Here is an 18643-nt window from a genome sequence, read left to right as displayed (position 1 = left end):
CATCTCCATCCCTACACCTTGTCGGACTCTTCCTCGATCCGGTCCATCTCAAACAGCCGTGCCAGTTCCGTCCGGGCTTCCTGGGCAGACTGCATCACCTTGGCCGCGTCGTCATACACGGCGTGTTGGGCCGCCAGCAATTGCAGGTCATGGTTTTTGAAGCGGCTGATGCGCGCGTCGGCCTGGGCCTGGGTCAAGCCAAGGCCCACCAGGGTGCGGCGGCTCATTTCCAGGCTGGAGTAAAACGTCTCGCGCACCGGTGACGCGTCGAGGTCCACCAGGCGGTGCACATGCTGGCGGTTACGGGCGCGGGCGATGATCTTCATGTGCGGGTAGAGGCTGCGCACCAGCTCGGCGGTCTTGATGTTGATCTCGGGGTCGTCCATGGCGATCACGAAAAACTCGGCCTGGTCGACTTTCGCTGCGTGAAGGATTTCCGGGCGCTGCGGGTCGCCGTAGAACACCGGCATGCCGCCGAAACTGCGGGTCAGTTCGATGGTTTCCACCGAGGTGTCGAGGGCAATGAACGAGATGTTCTGTGCCCGCAGGATCCGCGCCACGATCTGCCCCATGCGGCCCATCCCGGCGATCACCACCCGTGGCGCATCGCTTTCGATGGCACGGTATTCCTCGGGCACTTCCACCGGCTTGGCCTTGGGCTTGAACAGCTTCGGGCAGAGCAACAGCAGCAATGGCGTCACGGCCATGGACAGGGTGATGGTCAGCACCAGGATGTCGTAGAGGTGCGGCTCGAACAGGCCCTGGTCCCGGCCGATCTTGAACACCACGAATGCGAACTCACCACCGGCTGCCAGCACCACGCCCAGGCGCAGCGCGCTTTCAGGGTTCAGGCCGCCTGCCAGGCGACCCACGCAAAACAGCAGCGGCAACTTGATGGCGATCAGCAGCAGGGTCAGCCCCAGCACGATCACCGGCGCGCTGAACAGCAGGCTGATATTGGCGCCCATGCCCACACTGATAAAAAACAGACCCAGCAGCAGGCCCTTGAACGGTTCGATCTGCGATTCCAGCTCATGCCGGTATTCGGAGTCTGCCAGCAGCAACCCGGCGAGGAAGGCGCCGAGGGCCATGGACACGCCCACCAGCTCCATCAGCCATGCGGTGCCGATCACCACCAGCAACGCGGTGGCGGTGGAGACCTCCCGCAGGCCGGTCTTGGCGACGATGCGAAACACCGGCCGCAACAGATAGCGCCCGCCGATGATCACCACGGCGATGCTGCCCAGTACTTCCAGGCCGTGTCGCAGGCCCTGGGAGGTGGTGGCGGGATGATCGCTGCCCGCGAGCAGCGGCACCATGGCGATCAACGGGATGGCGGCGATGTCCTGGAACAACAGAATCGCAAAGGCCAGTCGCCCGTGGGGCTGGTTGAGTTCCTTGCGCTCGGCGAGGCTTTGCAGGCCAAACGCGGTGGAGGAGAGCGCCAGGCCAAGGCCCAGCACAATCGCGCTGTTCCATGATTGGCCAAACACGAACAGCGCGACCACGCCGATCACGGTGCCCGTCAGTAACACCTGTGCCAGGCCTACACCGAACACTGCCTTGCGCATCACCCACAGACGCTTCGGTGACAACTCCAGGCCAATGATGAACAGCAGCAACACCACCCCAAGTTCGGAAAACTGACTGACGCTTTGCGGGTTGCCCACCAGGCCCAGCACCGATGGGCCGATGATCACCCCGGCCAGCAAGTAACCCAGCACGGCACCCAGTTGCAGGCGCTTGGCCAGGGGCACGGTCAGGACGGCAGCGAGCAGGAATACAACGGCCGCTTGTAACAGGTTGCCTTCATGGGGCATTGGGGACTCCGGGATCGTTTTGCTGAATCAACAGGTTTTACTGTAGGAGCGAGCTTGCTTTGCAGGTCCCAAGGCCTTCGCCTCCGGGTTCATTGGATGTCGTCCGGTTCTTTCGCGGCACTCTCCAAACTATTAATACCATTTATTTCAATGAGTTTTATGCACGTGGCGGTCGGGATCATCCGTGGTGCCGGCGCTATGGTCGTGTCTTCAGCCGCGCGAAAGGGTGGTTTTTTATGGGCTGAGCATTGTGCGGGAATAATCTACAAACACTTTTCCGGGACAGACGGAAGCCTGTACACGCCAGGAACTCCTACAGTTATGCTCTTGAGTTTATATTCCATGGATGGCATATTTGCATGAGTTGGGACGTTGAATACACGGACGAGTTTGGAATCTGGTGGGGCGGTCTGGATGCAAAGGAGCAATCCTCAGTATCGGCCAGTGTGGATTTACTGGGCCTTCTGGGGCCAGGCCTTGGCTTCCCCCACAGCAGTGACATCAAGGGCTCCAGGCATGGCTGCCTGCGAGAGTTGCGGGTGCAACATGCCGGGCGGCCTTACCGCGTTCTGTATGCATTTGATCCGCGCCGGTGTGCCTTGTTGCTGATTGGCGGGGATAAAACCGGTCGAGGCCGGTGGTATGACGAATACGTCCCGCTGGCTGAGAAGTTGTATGACGAACATTTGGAAACACTGCTTAAAGAGGGCCGTCACCATGGCTAAAAAATTCAGTGAGCTGCAGGCTCGCATGACACCGCAAGCCCGGGCCGATGCAGAGCGCATCTTCCAGCAACACCTGAAAGAAATGCCCCTGCATGAACTGCGCAAGGCGCAACAGATGAGCCAGGATACGCTGGCCAAGGCGCTGAATATCAATCAGGCGGCAGTGTCCAAAATGGAGCGGCGTACCGACATGTATATCAGCACGCTGCGTAACTATATCCGCGCCATGGGAGGAGAACTGGAGATTGTCGCTACGTTTCCTGATGGCCAGGTAAAGATCGAGAACTTTGCCCACTGAGTCATCCGCTCCGTCAAAGCCCGGCCATGCGCCGGGTTTTCTGTTCGCTGAATGCCTGTCGTCATTGTGCAGCTTAATGAACAATACTCGCCATTCTTGCCCTCATCGGACATCAACGTGAACCAACTCCTCGCCATGCGTGCCTTCGTCCGTGTCGTCGAAACCGGCTCCTTCAGCCGCGCGTCCGACCAGTTGGCACTGCCGCGTTCCACCGTCAGTAAACTCATCACGGACCTGGAGAAGCACCTTGGCGTCAAGTTGATGCATCGCACCACCCGTGCGCTGGCGGCGACGCCGGAGGGGTTGGAGTACTACAGCCACGCGCTGTGCCTGGTGGCGGAACTCGATGAACTGGACAATGCCCTGCGCGGGCAGAAGCTCAAGCCCGGCGGCCACCTGAAAGTGGATGCGCCGGCGTCCTTTGCCAATTGCCTGCTGATCCCGGCGCTGGTGGATTTTCATCGTGAGTACCCTGAGATCACCATCGCCCTGGGCATCAGCGACCGCGCCGTGAATATCGTGGGGGAGGGCGTGGATTGCGTGCTGCGCGCTGGCAAGCTCGATGACATGGCGATGATCGCCCGCAAGGTTGTCGACCTCGAGTACGTCACTTGTGCGGCCCCCGGCTACCTGGAGCGCATGGGTACGCCCGTGTCTCCCGAGGACCTCGAGAAGAACCACCTCAAGGCGGGGTATTTCTTTGCCGGGTCGGGTAAGCCGGAGCCGTTGATTTTCGAGAAGGGCGCGACTCGGTATGAGGTAGGCAACTGCGCGTTTTCCACCAACGAAGGCAACGGCCTCAAGGAAATGCTGCTCGCCGGCCTGGGCGTCGGGCAGCATTTCAAGACCATCGTTGACTACTACGTAGAGGCAGGCCATTTAGTCCCGGTACTCGAAGACTGGACTCGGCCCGCCACGCCGTTGCACATCATCTATCCACCCAATCGCCATCAGAACGCCCGGCTGAAGGTATTTATCGACTGGGTGATCGAGCGGTTCGGCGTCAGGCAATAATCGCTGTAACGCGGATTTCAATGCGCATTGCCGGCAGCCCCAGGGCTTCTACTCCCAGCTCAGTCCAGATGGGGGCGTGATTGGGCATGTAATGGCGGTACCACTTGACCATCTGCTCGTTCACCTCCGGCGGGAAACCTCCCACGTGGTAGGAATTGACGTGTACCACATGCTCCCAGCCGGCGCCGGCTGCCGCCAGGGTGCGTTCGAGGTTTTGAAAGGCCAGGGCGATCTCGTCGGTGAGGGATTCGGGAATCTGGAACTCGTCATCCCAGCCGCCCTGGCCCGAGGTTTCGACGCGGTTGCCGATTTTGACCGCCTGGGTGTAATGCAGGGTCTCGCGTGCAATGTCGCCGTAACCGGGTGTGATGAAAAACTCGGGCTTGCTCATGGTGTTCCTCGGCTTCAGTGGTTGACCCGACAAAGGTTAATGGACTGAATCTGCGAACAAAATCCGCGTTTTTTGTCATCACTGTGCAGGGATATGGATAGTCCGAGTATCAGTTATTCACATTCCCGTAGCCCGCCCTTTGTTACTATCGCCCTCCGTCGTCGCCAGGAGTCACCGTCACATGCAACACCAGTGGGATGAAATGCACCGCACCCGCAAGCCCACGTTTGTGTTGTGTGGCGAGCCCCAGGGGGATGTGCTCAATCTCTACGTGCATGGTTATTCGGCGTTCTTCAACCAGCAACAACTGGGTAGTTTCTCCCGGCAACTGGCAACCATCGAAGGCTCCACCAACCTGATGCTGTTCTGGCCGGCAGGGCATTTCCTGGAAAACCTGTTTGCGCCGTTCAAGGATGTGATTACCTCGATGCTGGGTGGCGGTAGCCTGGGTGCCGCAACCATCGGGGTGGGCAAGGCGATTGCCTATTTCCTCGACCACTACAAAAGCGTCGAGGCGCGGGTGGATGAGGTCGCCAAAAGCCTGCTGCCCGAATTGGCCAACTACCTCCATGGCGAGTCGATCAAGGTGCGGCAGATCAACCTGATCGGCCACTCCCTGGGCGCGCGCATCCTGGTCAAGAGCCTGCTGGCCAGCCCTGAGGTGGCCCGTGAGTTGCCGCTGAACAACCTGCTGCTGATGGGCGGTGCGATTTGTACCTCCAGCCCCTGGGACCTGGTCTCGGCGCCGCTCAGCGGTCGGGTGATCAACTGCCACTCGAGCAAGGATTGGGCGCTGGCGCTCAAGCCGGACACCGAGCGCTGCATCGGTCGTTATGCGATCCCGCTGACACCGGCGCTCAAGGCCAAGGTCGCCAACGTGCACCTGGCCACGTTCGACCACGCCGCGTATTGGCCGCAACTGAAGACGGTGGTGCAGTACACCGACCTGCTGCAGGAACGCCGGGGCATGATCCGCGCCGATCAACGCAGCAGCGAAGTGCGCTTTGCGGAAGAGGATGTCGAGCTGTTCCCGCTGCTGGTGCAGGCGCGGCCGGAGGAGTTGCAGTTTTTCGCCGAGCTGATGGCGCAAAAGCGCAGTGCCTCTATCGACGCCACCGTGCGCGAGCCCTTGAAGCTGGCCATCGAGTTGCAGCGCATGGGCGGCGACACCTTTATGAACCTGGCCCGTGGTCATGGCGTGAGCTATCGCGAAATCGCCCAGGACGTGGCGCAGCGGGTGGGTATCAAGTTTGATCAACCGATCGAGAAAGTGGCCCTTGCTGATCTGGAACTGCAGGTTGCCGAGCGGCTGATCGAGCAATACAAGGACAAGCTCAGCCAGGCTGATCGCCAAGTGTTCGAGGCAGAGTTGAAGGCTGCGGCACAAAAGGAACAGGGTTTTTTCAATCGTTTCGATGTCGGGCGCTCAGCCACCACTGCCCTCAGCGGGACCGCGCTGGCCGGGTTGACCGGGTTTATCCTGCGCCGCGGCGCGGCCACGGCCATTCCGGTGGTGGGGCAGGCGCTCGCGGCGGCGATGCTGCTGGTGACCGGCGTGCGGGCGTTTTCCGGCCCCGCGTATTCCATCACCACCCTGGCGGTGCTGGTGATCGGGGTGATTCGCGAGCGCCTGGAGCGTGAAGCACTGAACCAGGAGATGGATCTGGTGGTCCAGGTGGTAGAGGCATTTGATCTGCCCCGGGAGACGGTGATGCGTACCGTTGCGTCTGACTGATAAGCTGCGTTCACGTCTTGTGTGAAAGCCTGGTACCCCGCGTGAAATTCAGCCTGCCCAAAATCGCTACCGCCCCGTTCTGCCCGCCGGAAGTCGCCGGCTCCATCGTCGTTGATCCCCGTGCCTCGTTTTTCAAACGTGCGCTGATGTTTGCCGGCCCTGGCTTGCTGATCTCCATCGGCTACATGGACCCGGGCAACTGGGCAACGGCCATCGAGGCCGGTTCGCGCTACGGCTACAACCTGTTGTTCGTGGTGCTGCTGGCGAGCCTGGCGGGGATGGCGGTGCAGTGCCTGTGCTCACGGCTGGGCATCGCCACCGGCAAGGACCTGGCGCAACTGAGCCGCGAGCGCTACAGCCGGCGCTCGTCGTTCGTGCAGTGGATACTTGCGGAAATCTCGATCATCGCCACCGACCTCGCCGAAGTCCTCGGCTGCGCCCTGGCGTTTCACCTGTTGCTGGGCGTGTCACTGACCACCGGGATTGTCATCACTGCCTTCGATACCTTGCTGATCCTGGCCCTGCAAAATCGAGGTTTCCGCCGGCTGGAAGCGATCATGCTGGCACTGGTGGCGACCATCGGCGTGTGTTTCTTCATCGAGCTGGTGCTGATCAAGCCTTACTGGCCCGACGTGTTTCGTGGTTTCACCCCGTCGTTGTCCGCCATCAGTGATGCCGCACCGTTGTACCTGGCCATTGGCATACTGGGGGCCACGGTGATGCCCCATAACCTCTACCTGCACAGCTCCATTGTGCAAACCCGGCTGGTCGGCAAGGACCTGGCCAGCCGCCAGGACGCGGTGAAACTGGCGCGTATCGATACCATCGGTTCCCTGTCCCTGGCACTGCTGGTCAACGCGGCAATCCTGATACTGGCCGCCGCCGCGTTCCACCAGACTGGCCACACCGATGTGGTGGAAATCCAGGACGCCTATCACTTGCTCGACCCGCTGGTGGGTGGCGCGTTCGCCAGCGTGCTGTTCGGTGTTGCGCTGTTGGCTTCGGGCCAGAGCTCCACGTTCACCGGCACCATTGCCGGGCAAGTGATCATGGAAGGCTACCTCAACCTGCGCATTCCCTGCTGGCAGCGACGCCTGATCACCCGTGGCCTGGCGTTGATCCCGGCGTTCCTCGGGGTGTGGCTGATGGGGGATGATGCCATCGGCAAGCTGCTGATCCTCAGCCAGGTGGTGTTGAGCCTGCAGTTGCCGTTTGCGTTGTTTCCGCTGATCCGCATGACGGGTGACAAGCGCCTGATGGGGCCGTTCGTCAATAGCTTGCCTACGCGGCTGCTGGCCTGGAGCTTGTTTGTGGTGATCAGCGGGGCGAATGCCTGGCTGATCGGGCAGTGGTTGTTTTGAGCGAAGTGAATTAAGTCAAAACGGCCAATGATGTGTATTTCGCCACCATCGGGTCGGCTGTCACTAACTTCATCGGCTCAATGATAGCCGTTGCAATGATGAGCCGATCAAACGGGTCCCTGTGATGGTGTTCAAGGTCCTTGACCGCGATGGCGTGCTCCGAGGTGATGGGCAGTTCCACGTAGCCGCTTTCCAGGCAGTATTCGCGAATTTCGTCCAGGTTTACGTTGAGCTTCCCGAGCCCGACCTTTATCGCCAGCTCCCAGAATGTGGCGGCACTGACGTAAATTTCAGCCGCGTTCTCGATCAGCTTTCTGGCCTTCGCTGGCAGTTTTGGATCATCGCTCAGGGCCCAAAGCAGGATGTGGGTATCCAGCAGTATTCTCATGGGTGGTTTCCCTCAAACGCATCCAGCATGTCGTCTGGCAATGGCGCATCGAAGTCATCCGGCACCACCAGTTTGCCCTTCATCGCGCCAATTCGCCGGCCTGTCGGTTTCCCGACAGGAACAAGGCGAGCCATCGCCCGCCCATGCTTGGCTATGGTGATGATTTGGCCGGCGGCGGCATCATCGACCAGTTTTGATAAATTATTTTTTGCTTCACCCAACGGTACGGTAATCATTTGGTCTTCTCGAGGTTTTGGCCAAATATAGCCAAAATTTCGTAAGCAGGCAAAGATCAACCGACTGCTGGCGGAGGGTGATTTTTGCGGGGACGATTGCAGGTTTCCAAACGAGTAATGACTGGCATCCATGACGTCTCTCCTGAAGGAATTCCTCGAAGTCTGCCCGAGTGCAAGCGGTTTTTGACCCGTGTTGTGGAAAATCAGATCGGACTTACTTGAAGGGGGATTTTTCCCGACAGTGCGGGCCGAATAGTTTCCCACAGTTGCTCAACGGTCCCAGTAAGGCACTGCCCCAAAACACTCGACGAAGTAATCAATCACGGTCCGCACCTTCAACGACAGCCGCCGGCTACCCGGCCACAGCGCAGCAATCTGTTGCGGCTCCAGGGTCGTCGCCACTTCATAGTCGCTGAGCACCGCCTGCAGCGTGCCGGCGCGCAGGCCTTCACCGATCAACCATGACGGGAACACCACCAGCCCCAGGCCTTGTTCGGCAGCGTGGGTCAGGGTGTCGGCGTGGTTGCCGGTGATCGGGCCCTTGACGCTGTAGGACGTCCAGTCGCCCTGGTCGCGGCGGAAGAACCAGCGCTGCTGGCCGGTGACGCCCTTGTAGGCCAGGCACTGGTGGTTCACCAGTTCGTCCGGATGCCGGGGCGTACCGAAACGCTCCAGATAGCCGGGGCTGGCAGCGAGACGAAAGCGCTGGGGGGCGAAGATTCGCGCCTGCATGCCGGAATCGTTCAGCACGCCGATGCGAAACAGCAGGTCTGTGCCGTCTTGCAACGGGTCGACGTAGGTGTCGGTTTGCTGGATATCCAGTTGCAGCTTCGGGTAACGCCGACACAGCTCCCCAAGCCACGGCGAGAGGTGGCGTTGGCCAAACACCATCGGCGCATTGATGCGCACCAGGCCGCTGGGTTCGCTTTCCTGCTCCTGCAACGCCTGGCCGGCGGCTTCCAGTTGCTCCAGCATCAATCGCGCATGCCGGCCCAGCAGGCGACCGGCTTCGGTAGGGCTGACCGCACGGGTATGGCGGTACAGCAACTGTTGGCCCAGGGCCTGCTCCATCAACTGGATCTGCCGGGAAATGGAGGAGGGCGCCAGGCCTTCGCGGCGTGCGACTTCGGAAAAGCTGCCGTAGTCCAGTACCGCGACAAACAGGCGAAGCGCCTTGAAGCTCAGTTCGTTCAAACCCTGCATCATCACTCCATGTTGTGCGTATTGCGCAAAGGTGTTGTCGGCATGCTCCCATTTATCGCACAGCAGTGCCACCGGATAATACGCGCCATTGTTCCTCTCTCTAACGCGCAGGTGATGTATGCAGGCTTCTTCAATGGCGGGTGTGGCTCAGGCCCGGCCCAAGACATTTCTTCGGTTGCTGTTGCTGCCGCTGGTAATTTTCGCGGGCATGGGCTTGTCGGTGGAGGCCGGGTTGCTGGGCCCGCTGGGTGTGCAGGTCGGGCATCTGTGGGCGACCTTGAGTATCTTCGGCGTCGGCTCGGCGATCCTGTTTTTGCTGTTGCTGTTCAGCGGCCCGCAAAAGGGCCCGGCGTTGACCGACCTGCCGCGCTGGCAATTGATCGGTGGCTTCCTGGGGCCGATGTACGTGGTGGTGCTGACCCTGGCGACCCCGCATATCGGGATCGCGATGACCATGATTGCGATCTTGTCGGGCCAGGTGGGCAAGAGCGTGCTGATCGACCACTTCGGCTGGTTTGGCACTGCCCGCAAGCGGGTCAACGTGGAGCGCTGGATTGCATTGGCGTTGATCGTGGTTGCACTTGTTCTGATTGCGCGAGGTTAAGGCGATGAACCTGTTTCTGTTGTTGGTATTGGTAGTGGCCGCCGGTGCGGTATTGAGTGTGCAGGCCGCCATCAATGGCCGCCTCGGGCAGGCGGTGGGCGTATTGCGCAGCAGCCTGCTGACCTTTGTCGTGGGCGCGATCAGTACCGGGTTGCTGATTCTGTTCTTTGAGCCCGCCCACGCGGTCAGCCTGCTGGACGTGCCGAAGTGGCAACTGACCGGGGCGTTGTTCGGGGTGGTGTACATGATGGTAATGGTCGGCGCGGTCCCGATTGTCGGCACGGCAGTGGCGACGGTGGCGGTGATTGTCGGGCAGTTGGGCATGGGCATGCTGATCGATAACTTCGGCTGGCTCGGCAACCCGGCGATCGAACTGTCCGGCAGCCGCATCGTGGCGATGCTGTGCCTCGCGCTGGCCCTGGTGTTCATGTACCGCAGCAACGCTCGTCGGGCTGACTGACGGGCCTTTGAACCTTGAATCGTTGCCTATAGTCATTGCTTGAGGTGCCGGCGTTCGCCGCACCTGGACGACCACGAAAAAGGAGTCTGACCATGCAAGAGAAAACATGTGCCTGCCCCCACTGCAACTGCCAGTTGGGGAAAAACGCGGTGATGAAGGATGGCAAGGGCTATTGCTGCCAAGGCTGCGCAGAGCATCATGCCCATGGCGAGCCTTGTGCTTCGGCGACCGGGTGCGAGTGTGCCAAGTCGGCGCACGGCTAACGCTGGCTGCCTCCTGTAGGAGCGAGCTTGCTCGCGAAACACCCGAGAGCGACGCGGGGCACCAGGTGCCCCGCGTCATCGTTAACGACCTTCGCGAGCAAGCTCGCTCCTACAGTTTCACGCGCTGGGGCGCGCATCCGAGCGGCGCCATTGCACGTTTTCGATGCCGAATTTCTCGGCCTGGGGCTGGCTCGTCTTCTTCACCTGCTCACGGGCAAAGCGCCCGATGCGGCCTACGCCGGCGTCGCAGCTCGCCCAATGCCAGGCTTCGGCGTTGTCGAGTTTTTCCAGGCGGATGATGAATGACTTGGGCTGGCCATGCAGCGTGTAGTCGATCACGAAAAGTTTTGCGTTAGTCATGGATCCGTAAACCCTCCTTGTGTCTTTAAGTGACCCTGCGCAGGTGGTAAAAATTCACTCGGATCATCCGGTTCACGTCTTATCATGGCGCTCCATACTTGAACGATGTGTCTTCCATGGCCCTTGCCGCGCCTCCCGACCTCAGTGATCACGCCGTCCCCGTGCAACCCTTGGCGCGCACCTACCCGCGTGGGTTGTATGTCGAGCCCCATCAACACGATTGGGGCCAGTTGCTGTATGCCATGAGCGGCGTGATGTGGGTCGAGACACCCCAGGAAGCGCTTGTGGTGCCGCCCCAGCGCGCGGTGTGGCTGCCGCCGGGTGTCGAGCATGGGATTCGCGTGGTGTCGGACTTGCAGATGCGCAACATCTACCTGCGCCCGGCGCTGGCAGCGACCCTGGACAGCCAGGTGCAAGTGATCGAGGTCGGCGGGCTGCTGCGCGAACTGATCGTGGCGCTGGTGGAGCAGGGCGACAAGGGGGACCAGGCCTATTACGAAGCCGTGGTCGGCCTGGCCCTGCTGGAACTGCAACGGGCCCGGCGCTCGCCGATCCGCATTGCCTTGCCCGTGGGCGCCGACCGACGCCTGACCAGCGCCTGCCAGGCGGTGATGGCGTCACCGTCCCTGGACATTCCCTTTGAACAGCACGCCGAAGCCGCCGGCGCCAGCGTACGCACCCTGGCCCGGCTGTTCCAGAACAGCCTGGGCATGGGCTTTGCCGAGTGGCGCCGCCAGGTGCAGTTGGCCACCGCCGTGGCCGAGTTGATCCAGGGCCAGTCGGTCAGCGCGATCGCCCGTTCCCTGGGTTATTCGCCGAGCAGTTTCAGCGACATGTTTCGCCGTGAACTGGGGATGGCGCCGTCGCAGTATCCCGTCTGAGGCTTGGCCGAAATCCTGAAGCACTTGGCCGATGCTTCGGTTTCAGCCCCCCTACACTGACCGCATCAACCCTTGCTGCGGAGTGTTCCATGAATTACCTGATTTCCTTGGCCATCGGCCTGTTGGTCGGCGTGATTTACGGTGCCCTGGACTTTCGCTCGCCTGCGCCTCCTGCCATCGCCCTGATCGGGCTGATGGGCATGCTGATGGGCGAGAAGCTCTGGCCCATGGGCCGGCAAATGGTCAGCGCCTGGTTCTCCTGAAACCCTTTTTAACCTCGATGGATATTGGTCATGAAAGCACTGCAATTTTCCGCCACCGGCGATCTCGCTGCCCTTGCTTACGTTGATGTCGCCACGCCGGTGCCGGCGGCCGGTGAAGTCCTGGTGCAGATCAAGGCTGCCGGGCTGAACCCCAGCGACGTGAAGAACGTGCTCGGGCGTTTCCCCTACACCACGTTGCCACGCATTCCCGGCCGTGATTTTGCCGGGGTGGTGGTGGAAGGCCCACAGGAACTGGTCGGCCAGGAGGTCTGGGGCACCGGTCGCGACCTGGGTTTTTTCGCCGACGGTTCCCACGCCCAGTACCTCACCGTGTCGGCCAAGGGCGTGGCGCACAAGCCCAGCCATCTGAGCTTTGCCCAGGCCGCCAGTCTCGGCGTACCGTACACCACGGCGTGGGATGCCCTTGAGCGCAGCGGTGTCGGCAAAGGTACTCGCTTATTGGTGATTGGTGCCAATGGAGCGGTAGGCAGCGCGGCGTTGGCCCTGGCGAAGATTCGTGGGGCTCAGGTGCTCGGGGCCGTGCGTCGGCCGGAACAGGTCGAGGCCTTGCGCGAGCAGGGTTTCGAGGGCTTGTTACTGGGCCAGCCGGAAGCGCTGGGAGGGCAGGTTAATGCGCTGTTCGGTACGGGCGCCGATGTGATCTTTGACACCACCGGCTTCTGGTTGCCGGCAGCGGTGGCGGCACTCGCACCTTTTGGCCGTATCGCAATCATCGCCGCGCCGGTTGACGGGCACGTGCAATTGCCGGCCCTGGCGTTGTACCGCAAGGGTGGTTCGGTGGTGGGGATCAATTCGCTGCTCTACAACTGCGAGCAATGCGCCGTGATGCTGGAGCAGTTCGGGCGGTTCTTCGATGAGGACTTGTTGCCGCTGCCGACCGGTTTGCGAGAAGTGTCGCTGGCCGACGGTGTGAAGTGCTTTGAGCAAGTGAACCAGGGCAGTGCCGACAAGATTATCTTCCTGCCCTGACCCGCTTATTGTGGGCGCGGGCTTGTGTGGGAACGGGCTTGTCTGGGAGCGAGCTTGCTCGCGAATACGGTGTGTCAGCCAATACATTCGGCACTGATCCACCGCTTTCGCGAGCAAGCCCGCTCCCACATTTGATCTTTGTTCAGGCTTCGGGAACGCCTTTTTCCCACGCCGACCAGTTCTTCAGAATTGCCTGCACCAGCGGATTACCGGTGCGATACAGGTTCTCCAGCGCCGGCACAAATCCGCCCTGGTCCGCATACTTCAGCAGGTTGTCCACTTCGCTGTAGCCCGGGTACGGCCGATCAAAGTCGGAACCGGCCCGCACCACCGCCAGGCGATTGATATCCACCAACCCTTCACGGCTGGCCCGCAGCAACGCTTCATAGGTGGAGTTGTCTTCCTGCTGGGTGGTGCAGTACACGCCTTTATTGTCCGTCAGCAATTTGGTCCAGACCTCGGCGCGCTCACTCAGGCGCGTCCCGGAGAACCAGGTATTGCCCGCCAGGGTGTCGCACTGGGTGACCTGCGGCGGCTGATTGGCCGGCGCGTACGGATAGTGTTTGCGCCAGGCCGTGGACTCCTTGCTTTCACTGAGCTCGACTTTTTGCGACAGCGCAAACGCCTTGGCTTGCAGCTTGGGATTGAGCTCGAACACTTCGGTCTTGTAGTCCAGCGGCGGCTTCTCGTTCGGCCCCTTGGTATTGATGCCGATATAGCCGGTCGGCCAGTCCTTCGGCGCGTCCCGTGAATCCAGTTCCCATTGGGTTCCGAATTCCACCAGGTAATGGGCCCACGCGGCGGTGCCGATGGTGCCATGGTGCGGGTTGATCCCGGCGATCCCGGCGATCAGGAAGTAGCTCTGGCGCAGGTCGAACTTGGGCGACAACGCCAGCGCCAGGGTCGAGGCGGCAGCGTTGGTCTGGCCCATGCCGGTCACCAGCAGGCACACGTCCTGGGTATTGCAGCGGATCACTGGATACTCGGCCGACAAGCCTGGCACGCGAACTTCCTGCTTGAGTTCCAGGCGGTCGATCCAGTTCTGCGCTTCGGGGGCGAACATGGTGATCAGCATCACCTTGGGCTTGATCGGGGCCCGGGCATCAGCCAGCACGACATGCGGCAACAGCGCCCCGGCGGCCAGCCCGATGGCGATTGAAAGGCGGGTAAAGGTCTTCATTTACTGCTCCTTGTTCACACTCAGAATTGATAGCCCACGCCGGCGTAGTAACCCCAGCCGTTGGAGCGGGCGCGGAAATTACCGTCGCCAAAGTTCAGCTCGCTGCCGTCTTCCCAGTTGCCGCCGTTGTGGAAGTAGCGGCCGACCAGGGTGAAACGCAGATGAGTGAACGAATACAACAGCACGTTTGTTGCAACCAGGGAGTTGGCGGTGCGCGCGGGGTTGTCTTTATGCAGGTCCGAGCCGAAATCGTAGTTGGTGAAGCCGATATAGGTCAGCGACGCACCATTGTCGAAGCTGCCAATGGGCACGATGTATTTCATCTGCGCCCGGTAGCCGTCCCACGAATACTCGTTGCTGGCGCCATAGTTTTCCCACTGGTAACGGCCATAGAAGTTGGCCGACAGGTTGACCCGCGAGTGGGTCTCGATGTCGGTGCCCAGGCCGCTGTACAAGGTGTTGGCACGGTTGTCCTTGTTGCTGCCGTGGTCGTAGATCCAGTCAAACGCTACATACCATTCCTTGAACGGGCCGATGGCCAGGCTGCGACCGGCCAGGTAGTCGATGGAGATGCGCGGTTCGTGCTCCATGAACACCGGCGAGCCGTGGTCCCACGCGCCTTTGTCGTTGCTGTTGCCGATCCCGAAGATCTTCGGGATGTCGACGTAGCCATACAGTTCGAACGGGCCCTTGCGGCCGAAGTATTCGTACTCCAGGTACACGTCATCGGCGGGTTTGGGGCCGAAGCTGATGTCTTTGCTGCCGATCACCGTCAGGTCCTGGTTGAACCAGTCCGACAGGTACACGCCTTTTTTCGACGGGCTGGCTTCCGGGGCCAGGGCTTCGCCCTGTGCTGAGTCATCGGTGGGTTTTTCCTGCGCCAAAATGGGTCCGCTGAGTACTCCCGTAACGGCAGCCAGTAGCAGGGAAACAGCAAAAGGGGTAGCCGACGCGGATCGTCTGGAAGTGGGTTGCATTGAAAATCCCTGTTCGTACGCGGTTGGGGCCCGATTCTTCGGGTTGAGGTGAACCTGGTTGCCAAGTTCGTTCCGCAAACGTTTGCACAGGTTGTACCAATTTGTGTCAATTGCATGAAGGAATTGAGAAAAGTGGGAAATAGTCGGCCTTTTGGTCAGAAACGTAACGGACCGGGTAAAGGCGTGTGTGGCATCCTGCAGGACCTCGCACTGGGAGTCGCCCGATGTTCGATCACTATTTGAAACGCTGGAACCTGACACCCGAGGGTGACGCCATCATCACCCCCGGCAGCGACCTGCTGCCGGTGCGCTGGGACGGGCAGCCGGCGATGCTCAAGATCGCCCGCGAGCCCGAGGAAAAGCTCGGCGGCGAATTGATGACTTGGTGGGCCGGCAAGGGCGCCGCCCGCGTGTTTTTCCATGACGGCGATGCCGTGGTGATGGAGCGCGCAACCGGCCCGGGTTCGCTGATGCACATGGCCCTCAACGGCCAGGACGATGAAGCCAGCCGCATTGCCTGCGCCACCGTGGCGTTGTTGCATGCGCCGCGCCCGTCGCCACCGGCGGGCTTGCACTCATTGGAGCTCTGGTTCCGCTCCCTGTGGCTCGCCGCTGAGGGTAAAGGCGGGCGGATACGCGAGTGTGCCGCCACGGCGCGCAGCCTGCTGGCGTCACCTCAGGAACCGGTGGTGCTGCACGGTGATGTGCACCACGACAACATCCTCGATTTCGGCCCCCGGGGCTGGCTGGCGATTGATCCCAAGCGGGTGGCCGGCGAGCGTGGCTATGACTACGCGAATTTGATCTGCAATCCGGATTTGCCCACTTGCACCGATCCGGCGCGATTTACACGCCAGGTCGAGATCATCGCCGGGGCTGCGGGCCTGGAGCGCCAGCGCCTGTTGCAATGGGTGGTGGCGCACGCCGGTTTGTCGGCGGCGTGGTTTCTGGAGGATGACCAGAGACACCGCGCCGATGGGGAGCTGGAAGTGGCACGCCTGGCTCAATGCGCCTTGGTAAACGGCAGCGCCTGATCGCCATTGCGGTTAAACAGGTACATCGCGGTTTCCCGGCGATATTCGCTGGGCGTCTGGTTCATCTCGATGCGAAAGTGCCGGTTGAAGTTGGAGAGGTTGGCGTAACCCACTTCAAAGCAGATATCGGCCACTGACATCTCGCTTTGCAGCAACAGGCGGCAGGCGCGCTGCACCCGGAACTTGCGCATCAGGTCGATAAAGCCGTGACCGGTGACGCGCTTGAAAAAACGCGAGAAGCCCGGTTCGCTCATGTCCAGCCGTTGGGCGATCACCGACAGCCGTAGGTCGCCGGTCAATTCCGTCATCAGGTATTCGAAGGCCTTGTGGATACGCTCCGAGCTGCGGGCATCCAGGCTTGGCGTGTAGCAGGCACTGGCCAGGCAATGGGCTTCCCCGGAGGGGGCCTGCCCCAAGGTATGCAGTAACTGGATGAACAGAATCAGGCGCGCCAGGCCCTCGGCGGGGCCGATGGACTCCAGCAGGTGCGCAGCCTTCAGGGCGGTTTCACCGGTGAATTCCAGGCCGCGCCGGGCCCGGTCAAACAGGCCTTGCAGGTCGCCCAGCTCGGGCAGCGTGGTGCGCAGGGCCAGCAGTGCGGCGCCGTCGAACTGCAACACCACATCGCGCCCCGTCAGGTACTCGCCGGGGGCCAGGTCGCCGATCCAGTCGTGGGGCAGGTCGGGGCCGATCAGTGCGACATGGCCGGCGCCAAACGCACCGATATAGTCGCCCGCCACGAGCTTGCCGCTGCCCTGGCGGATCAGGTGGATTTCAAATTCGGGGTGATGGTTCCAGCGGGCGAGCTCGAACGGATAGTCATGTTCGTACCAGCGAAAGCCATGCTCGGGCTCGGCCAGAATCACTTCCAGCTCGGCGGGGCGCTGCTCGAAAAGGGCGGATCGGCTTGCAGGCATGGGCTTGGCCCTTCTGGGCTTTTTGGAATGGGACCAAAATACGCCCTTTGTCCAAGTAGCCGCTACCCCGGGTTTTGCCCGCCACTGATACTTTTTTGATCTTGGCGATGCGGTTAAAAAAGTATCAGCCGGGCATCCGTCAGTCGTTTGTCCGGCCTTGGGCAAGCTGCTGTAATCGGGCCGTCAACAACAAAAACAATAAGTGGAAACCGCCATGCTCAAGATTCCGAAACCGCTGTTCCTGCTCTCCGGCCTCACGCTCGCGATGGCCGCACATGCTGCCGAAACCGTGACCATCGCCACGGTCAACAACAGTGACATGATCCGCATGCAGCGCCTGTCCAAGGTGTTCGAACAGCAGCACCCCGAGGTGAAACTCAATTGGGTGGTGCTCGAAGAAAACGTCCTGCGCCAACGCCTCACCACCGACATCGCGACCCAGGGCGGCCAATTCGACGTACTGACCATCGGCACCTATGAAACCCCGCTGTGGGGTGCCAAACACTGGCTGGAGCCGATCACGCCGCTGCCCGCCGACTACGACGTGGAAGACATCTTCCCCGCGGTACGCCAGGGCCTGTCGGTGAACAACACCCTCTACGCGTTGCCGTTCTATGGCGAAAGCACCGTCACCTATTACCGCACCGACCTGTTCAAGCAGGCCGGCCTGGCGATGCCCGAGCATCCGACCTGGACCCAGCTGGGGACGTTCGCCGCCAAGCTCAACCAGCCCGCCAAGGACCAATACGGCATGTGCCTGCGGGGCAAGGCCGGCTGGGGTGAAAACATCGCGTTGCTGAGCACCATGGCCAACGCCTTTGGTGCGCGCTGGTTCGACGAGCAATGGAAACCCGAGCTGACCAGTCCCGAGTGGACGGCGGCGGCGAACTTCTACGTCAACACCCTGAAAAACTATGGCCCGCCGGGCGTCTCCAGCAACGGTTTCAACGAAACCCTGGCGCTGTTCAACAGCGGCAAATGCGCGATCTGGGTCGACGCCAGCGTTGCCGGCTCGTTCACCACCGACAAAACCCAAAGCAAAGTCGCCGACAGCGTGGGTTTTGCCGCCGCACCCACCGAGGTCACCGACAGGGGTTCGTCGTGGCTGTACGCCTGGTCCCTGGCGATCCCGGCCACCTCCAAGCACAAGGACGCCGCCAGAGCCTTTATCACCTGGGCCACCTCCAAGGAATACATCCAGCTGGTAGCGGATAAGGACGGCATCACCAACGTACCGCCGGGCACGCGCCAGTCCACCTACAACGCGGCGTACCTGGCCGCAGCGCCGTTCGCCAAGGTGACCTTGCAGATGATGCAACACGCCGACCCCGCGCACCCGTCGGCCAAACCCGTGCCGTACGTGGGCATCCAATACGTGACGATCCCCGAGTTCCAGGCCATCGGCACCTCGGTGGGCAAGCTGTTTTCGGCAGCGCTCACCGGCGGCATGACGGTCGACAAGGCACTGGCCGAGGCGCAGTCCACCACCGAGCGTGAAATGAAACGCGCCGGCTACCCGAAATAATCACCTCAGGGACACTGC

Annotated in this window: 22 protein-coding genes; 13 read left to right on the top strand and 9 right to left on the bottom strand. The window is 61.2% G+C overall.

Features of this window, described 5'->3' with window-relative positions; all coding sequences use genetic code 11:
* Nucleotides 1-11 precede the first annotated feature (11 nt).
* Nucleotides 12-1820 (bottom strand): monovalent cation:proton antiporter-2 (CPA2) family protein, encoded by a 1809-nt coding sequence (locus tag ACW9I6_RS03840; RefSeq protein WP_008437055.1) that lies wholly within the window; start codon nt 1818-1820, stop codon nt 12-14.
* Nucleotides 1821-2179: 359 nt separating this feature from the next.
* On the opposite strand from ACW9I6_RS03840, the gene ACW9I6_RS03835 reads away from it, so the two are divergent.
* From ACW9I6_RS03835 to ACW9I6_RS03825, 3 genes are all read left to right on the top strand, one after another.
* Nucleotides 2180-2545, top strand: a complete 366-nt coding sequence (locus tag ACW9I6_RS03835) for a type II toxin-antitoxin system RelE/ParE family toxin (protein ID WP_003208083.1) — start codon at nt 2180-2182, stop codon at nt 2543-2545.
* Nucleotides 2538-2843: an XRE family transcriptional regulator gene (locus ACW9I6_RS03830; RefSeq protein WP_003208085.1), complete on the top strand. Its 306-nt coding sequence runs from the start codon at nt 2538-2540 to the stop codon at nt 2841-2843. Before ACW9I6_RS03835 ends, ACW9I6_RS03830 begins: the two co-directional genes overlap by 8 nt.
* Nucleotides 2844-2960: 117 nt before the next feature.
* On the top strand, nt 2961-3857 hold the full coding sequence (locus tag ACW9I6_RS03825; RefSeq protein ID WP_236260825.1) for a LysR family transcriptional regulator: 897 nt from the start codon (nt 2961-2963) through the stop codon (nt 3855-3857).
* Here ACW9I6_RS03825 and ACW9I6_RS03820 read toward each other — a convergent pair.
* Nucleotides 3847-4248 (bottom strand): RidA family protein, encoded by a 402-nt coding sequence (locus tag ACW9I6_RS03820; protein WP_003208087.1) that lies wholly within the window; start codon nt 4246-4248, stop codon nt 3847-3849. The genes ACW9I6_RS03825 and ACW9I6_RS03820 overlap by 11 nt on opposite strands.
* A gap of 181 nt (nt 4249-4429) precedes the next feature.
* Here ACW9I6_RS03820 and ACW9I6_RS03815 point away from each other — a divergent pair, with 181 nt between their 5' ends.
* The gene (locus ACW9I6_RS03815; protein ID WP_008437056.1) at nt 4430-5983 is read left to right on the top strand and encodes a DUF726 domain-containing protein; all 1554 of its coding nucleotides are present in this window, start codon (nt 4430-4432) and stop codon (nt 5981-5983) included.
* A gap of 41 nt (nt 5984-6024) precedes the next feature.
* Entirely contained in the window at nt 6025-7344 is a 1320-nt protein-coding gene (locus ACW9I6_RS03810) for an Nramp family divalent metal transporter (RefSeq protein ID WP_087694160.1), read from the top strand.
* A 10-nt stretch (nt 7345-7354) separates the two neighbouring features.
* Here ACW9I6_RS03810 and ACW9I6_RS03805 read toward each other — a convergent pair whose 3' ends face one another.
* From ACW9I6_RS03805 to ACW9I6_RS03795, 3 genes are all read right to left on the bottom strand, one after another.
* A complete protein-coding gene (locus ACW9I6_RS03805; RefSeq protein ID WP_003208092.1) occupies nt 7355-7732 on the bottom strand; it encodes a type II toxin-antitoxin system VapC family toxin in 378 nt (125 codons plus the stop codon).
* On the bottom strand, nt 7729-8100 hold the full coding sequence (locus tag ACW9I6_RS03800) for a type II toxin-antitoxin system Phd/YefM family antitoxin (RefSeq protein WP_008437059.1): 372 nt from the start codon (nt 8098-8100) through the stop codon (nt 7729-7731). The genes ACW9I6_RS03805 and ACW9I6_RS03800 overlap by 4 nt, the downstream gene beginning before the upstream one ends.
* A gap of 138 nt (nt 8101-8238) precedes the next feature.
* Nucleotides 8239-9171, bottom strand: a complete 933-nt coding sequence (locus tag ACW9I6_RS03795; RefSeq protein WP_102604793.1) for a LysR family transcriptional regulator — start codon at nt 9169-9171, stop codon at nt 8239-8241.
* A 118-nt stretch (nt 9172-9289) separates the two neighbouring features.
* On the opposite strand from ACW9I6_RS03795, the gene ACW9I6_RS03790 reads away from it, so the two are divergent.
* From ACW9I6_RS03790 to ACW9I6_RS03780, 3 genes are all read left to right on the top strand, one after another.
* Nucleotides 9290-9775 carry a DMT family transporter gene (locus ACW9I6_RS03790; RefSeq protein WP_026078275.1) on the top strand — a complete coding sequence of 162 codons (486 nt, stop codon included), beginning with the start codon at nt 9290-9292 and terminating at the stop codon, nt 9773-9775.
* Nucleotides 9776-9779: 4 nt separating this feature from the next.
* A complete protein-coding gene (locus tag ACW9I6_RS03785) occupies nt 9780-10235 on the top strand; it encodes a DMT family transporter (protein WP_008437062.1) in 456 nt (151 codons plus the stop codon).
* Nucleotides 10236-10327: 92 nt separating this feature from the next.
* The gene (locus ACW9I6_RS03780; protein WP_008437063.1) at nt 10328-10498 is read left to right on the top strand and encodes a metallothionein; all 171 of its coding nucleotides are present in this window, start codon (nt 10328-10330) and stop codon (nt 10496-10498) included.
* Nucleotides 10499-10615: 117 nt separating this feature from the next.
* Here ACW9I6_RS03780 and ACW9I6_RS03775 read toward each other — a convergent pair whose 3' ends face one another.
* Entirely contained in the window at nt 10616-10858 is a 243-nt protein-coding gene (locus ACW9I6_RS03775; protein ID WP_003208104.1) for a DUF6555 family protein, read from the bottom strand.
* Nucleotides 10859-10974: 116 nt separating this feature from the next.
* Between ACW9I6_RS03775 and ACW9I6_RS03770 the strand changes: the two genes are divergently transcribed.
* The 3 genes from ACW9I6_RS03770 to ACW9I6_RS03760 all read left to right on the top strand — a co-directional run bounded on the left by ACW9I6_RS03770 (nt 10975) and on the right by ACW9I6_RS03760 (nt 12992).
* Nucleotides 10975-11739, top strand: coding sequence for an AraC family transcriptional regulator (locus ACW9I6_RS03770; RefSeq protein ID WP_008437064.1), 765 nt, complete (start codon nt 10975-10977; stop codon nt 11737-11739).
* A gap of 89 nt (nt 11740-11828) precedes the next feature.
* Entirely contained in the window at nt 11829-12002 is a 174-nt protein-coding gene (locus ACW9I6_RS03765) for a DUF1427 family protein (protein WP_003208108.1), read from the top strand.
* A gap of 30 nt (nt 12003-12032) precedes the next feature.
* Nucleotides 12033-12992 (top strand): quinone oxidoreductase family protein, encoded by a 960-nt coding sequence (locus ACW9I6_RS03760; protein WP_102369314.1) that lies wholly within the window; start codon nt 12033-12035, stop codon nt 12990-12992.
* A gap of 142 nt (nt 12993-13134) precedes the next feature.
* On the opposite strand, the gene ACW9I6_RS03755 is transcribed toward ACW9I6_RS03760, so the two are convergent.
* Entirely contained in the window at nt 13135-14172 is a 1038-nt protein-coding gene (locus ACW9I6_RS03755; protein ID WP_457338914.1) for a purine-nucleoside phosphorylase, read from the bottom strand.
* A 20-nt stretch (nt 14173-14192) separates the two neighbouring features.
* On the bottom strand, nt 14193-15149 hold the full coding sequence (locus ACW9I6_RS03750; protein WP_032899590.1) for a nucleoside-specific channel-forming protein Tsx: 957 nt from the start codon (nt 15147-15149) through the stop codon (nt 14193-14195).
* Nucleotides 15150-15373: 224 nt separating this feature from the next.
* Between ACW9I6_RS03750 and ACW9I6_RS03745 the strand changes: the two genes are divergently transcribed.
* A complete protein-coding gene (locus ACW9I6_RS03745) occupies nt 15374-16183 on the top strand; it encodes an aminoglycoside phosphotransferase family protein (protein WP_008437070.1) in 810 nt (269 codons plus the stop codon).
* Here the strand turns inward: ACW9I6_RS03745 and ACW9I6_RS03740 are convergent.
* The gene (locus ACW9I6_RS03740; RefSeq protein WP_177047422.1) at nt 16153-17100 is read right to left on the bottom strand and encodes a helix-turn-helix domain-containing protein; all 948 of its coding nucleotides are present in this window, start codon (nt 17098-17100) and stop codon (nt 16153-16155) included. The two genes, ACW9I6_RS03745 and ACW9I6_RS03740, sit on opposite strands and share 31 nt — an antisense overlap.
* A gap of 214 nt (nt 17101-17314) precedes the next feature.
* On the opposite strand from ACW9I6_RS03740, the gene ACW9I6_RS03735 reads away from it, so the two are divergent.
* On the top strand, nt 17315-18625 hold the full coding sequence (locus tag ACW9I6_RS03735) for an ABC transporter substrate-binding protein (protein WP_457338913.1): 1311 nt from the start codon (nt 17315-17317) through the stop codon (nt 18623-18625).
* The last annotated feature ends 18 nt before the right edge of the window (nt 18626-18643 follow it).

The sequence above is a fragment of the Pseudomonas sp. SDO5522_S412 genome, from assembly GCF_054071215.1.
This window is presented reverse-complemented; position numbering and strand designations above follow the sequence as displayed.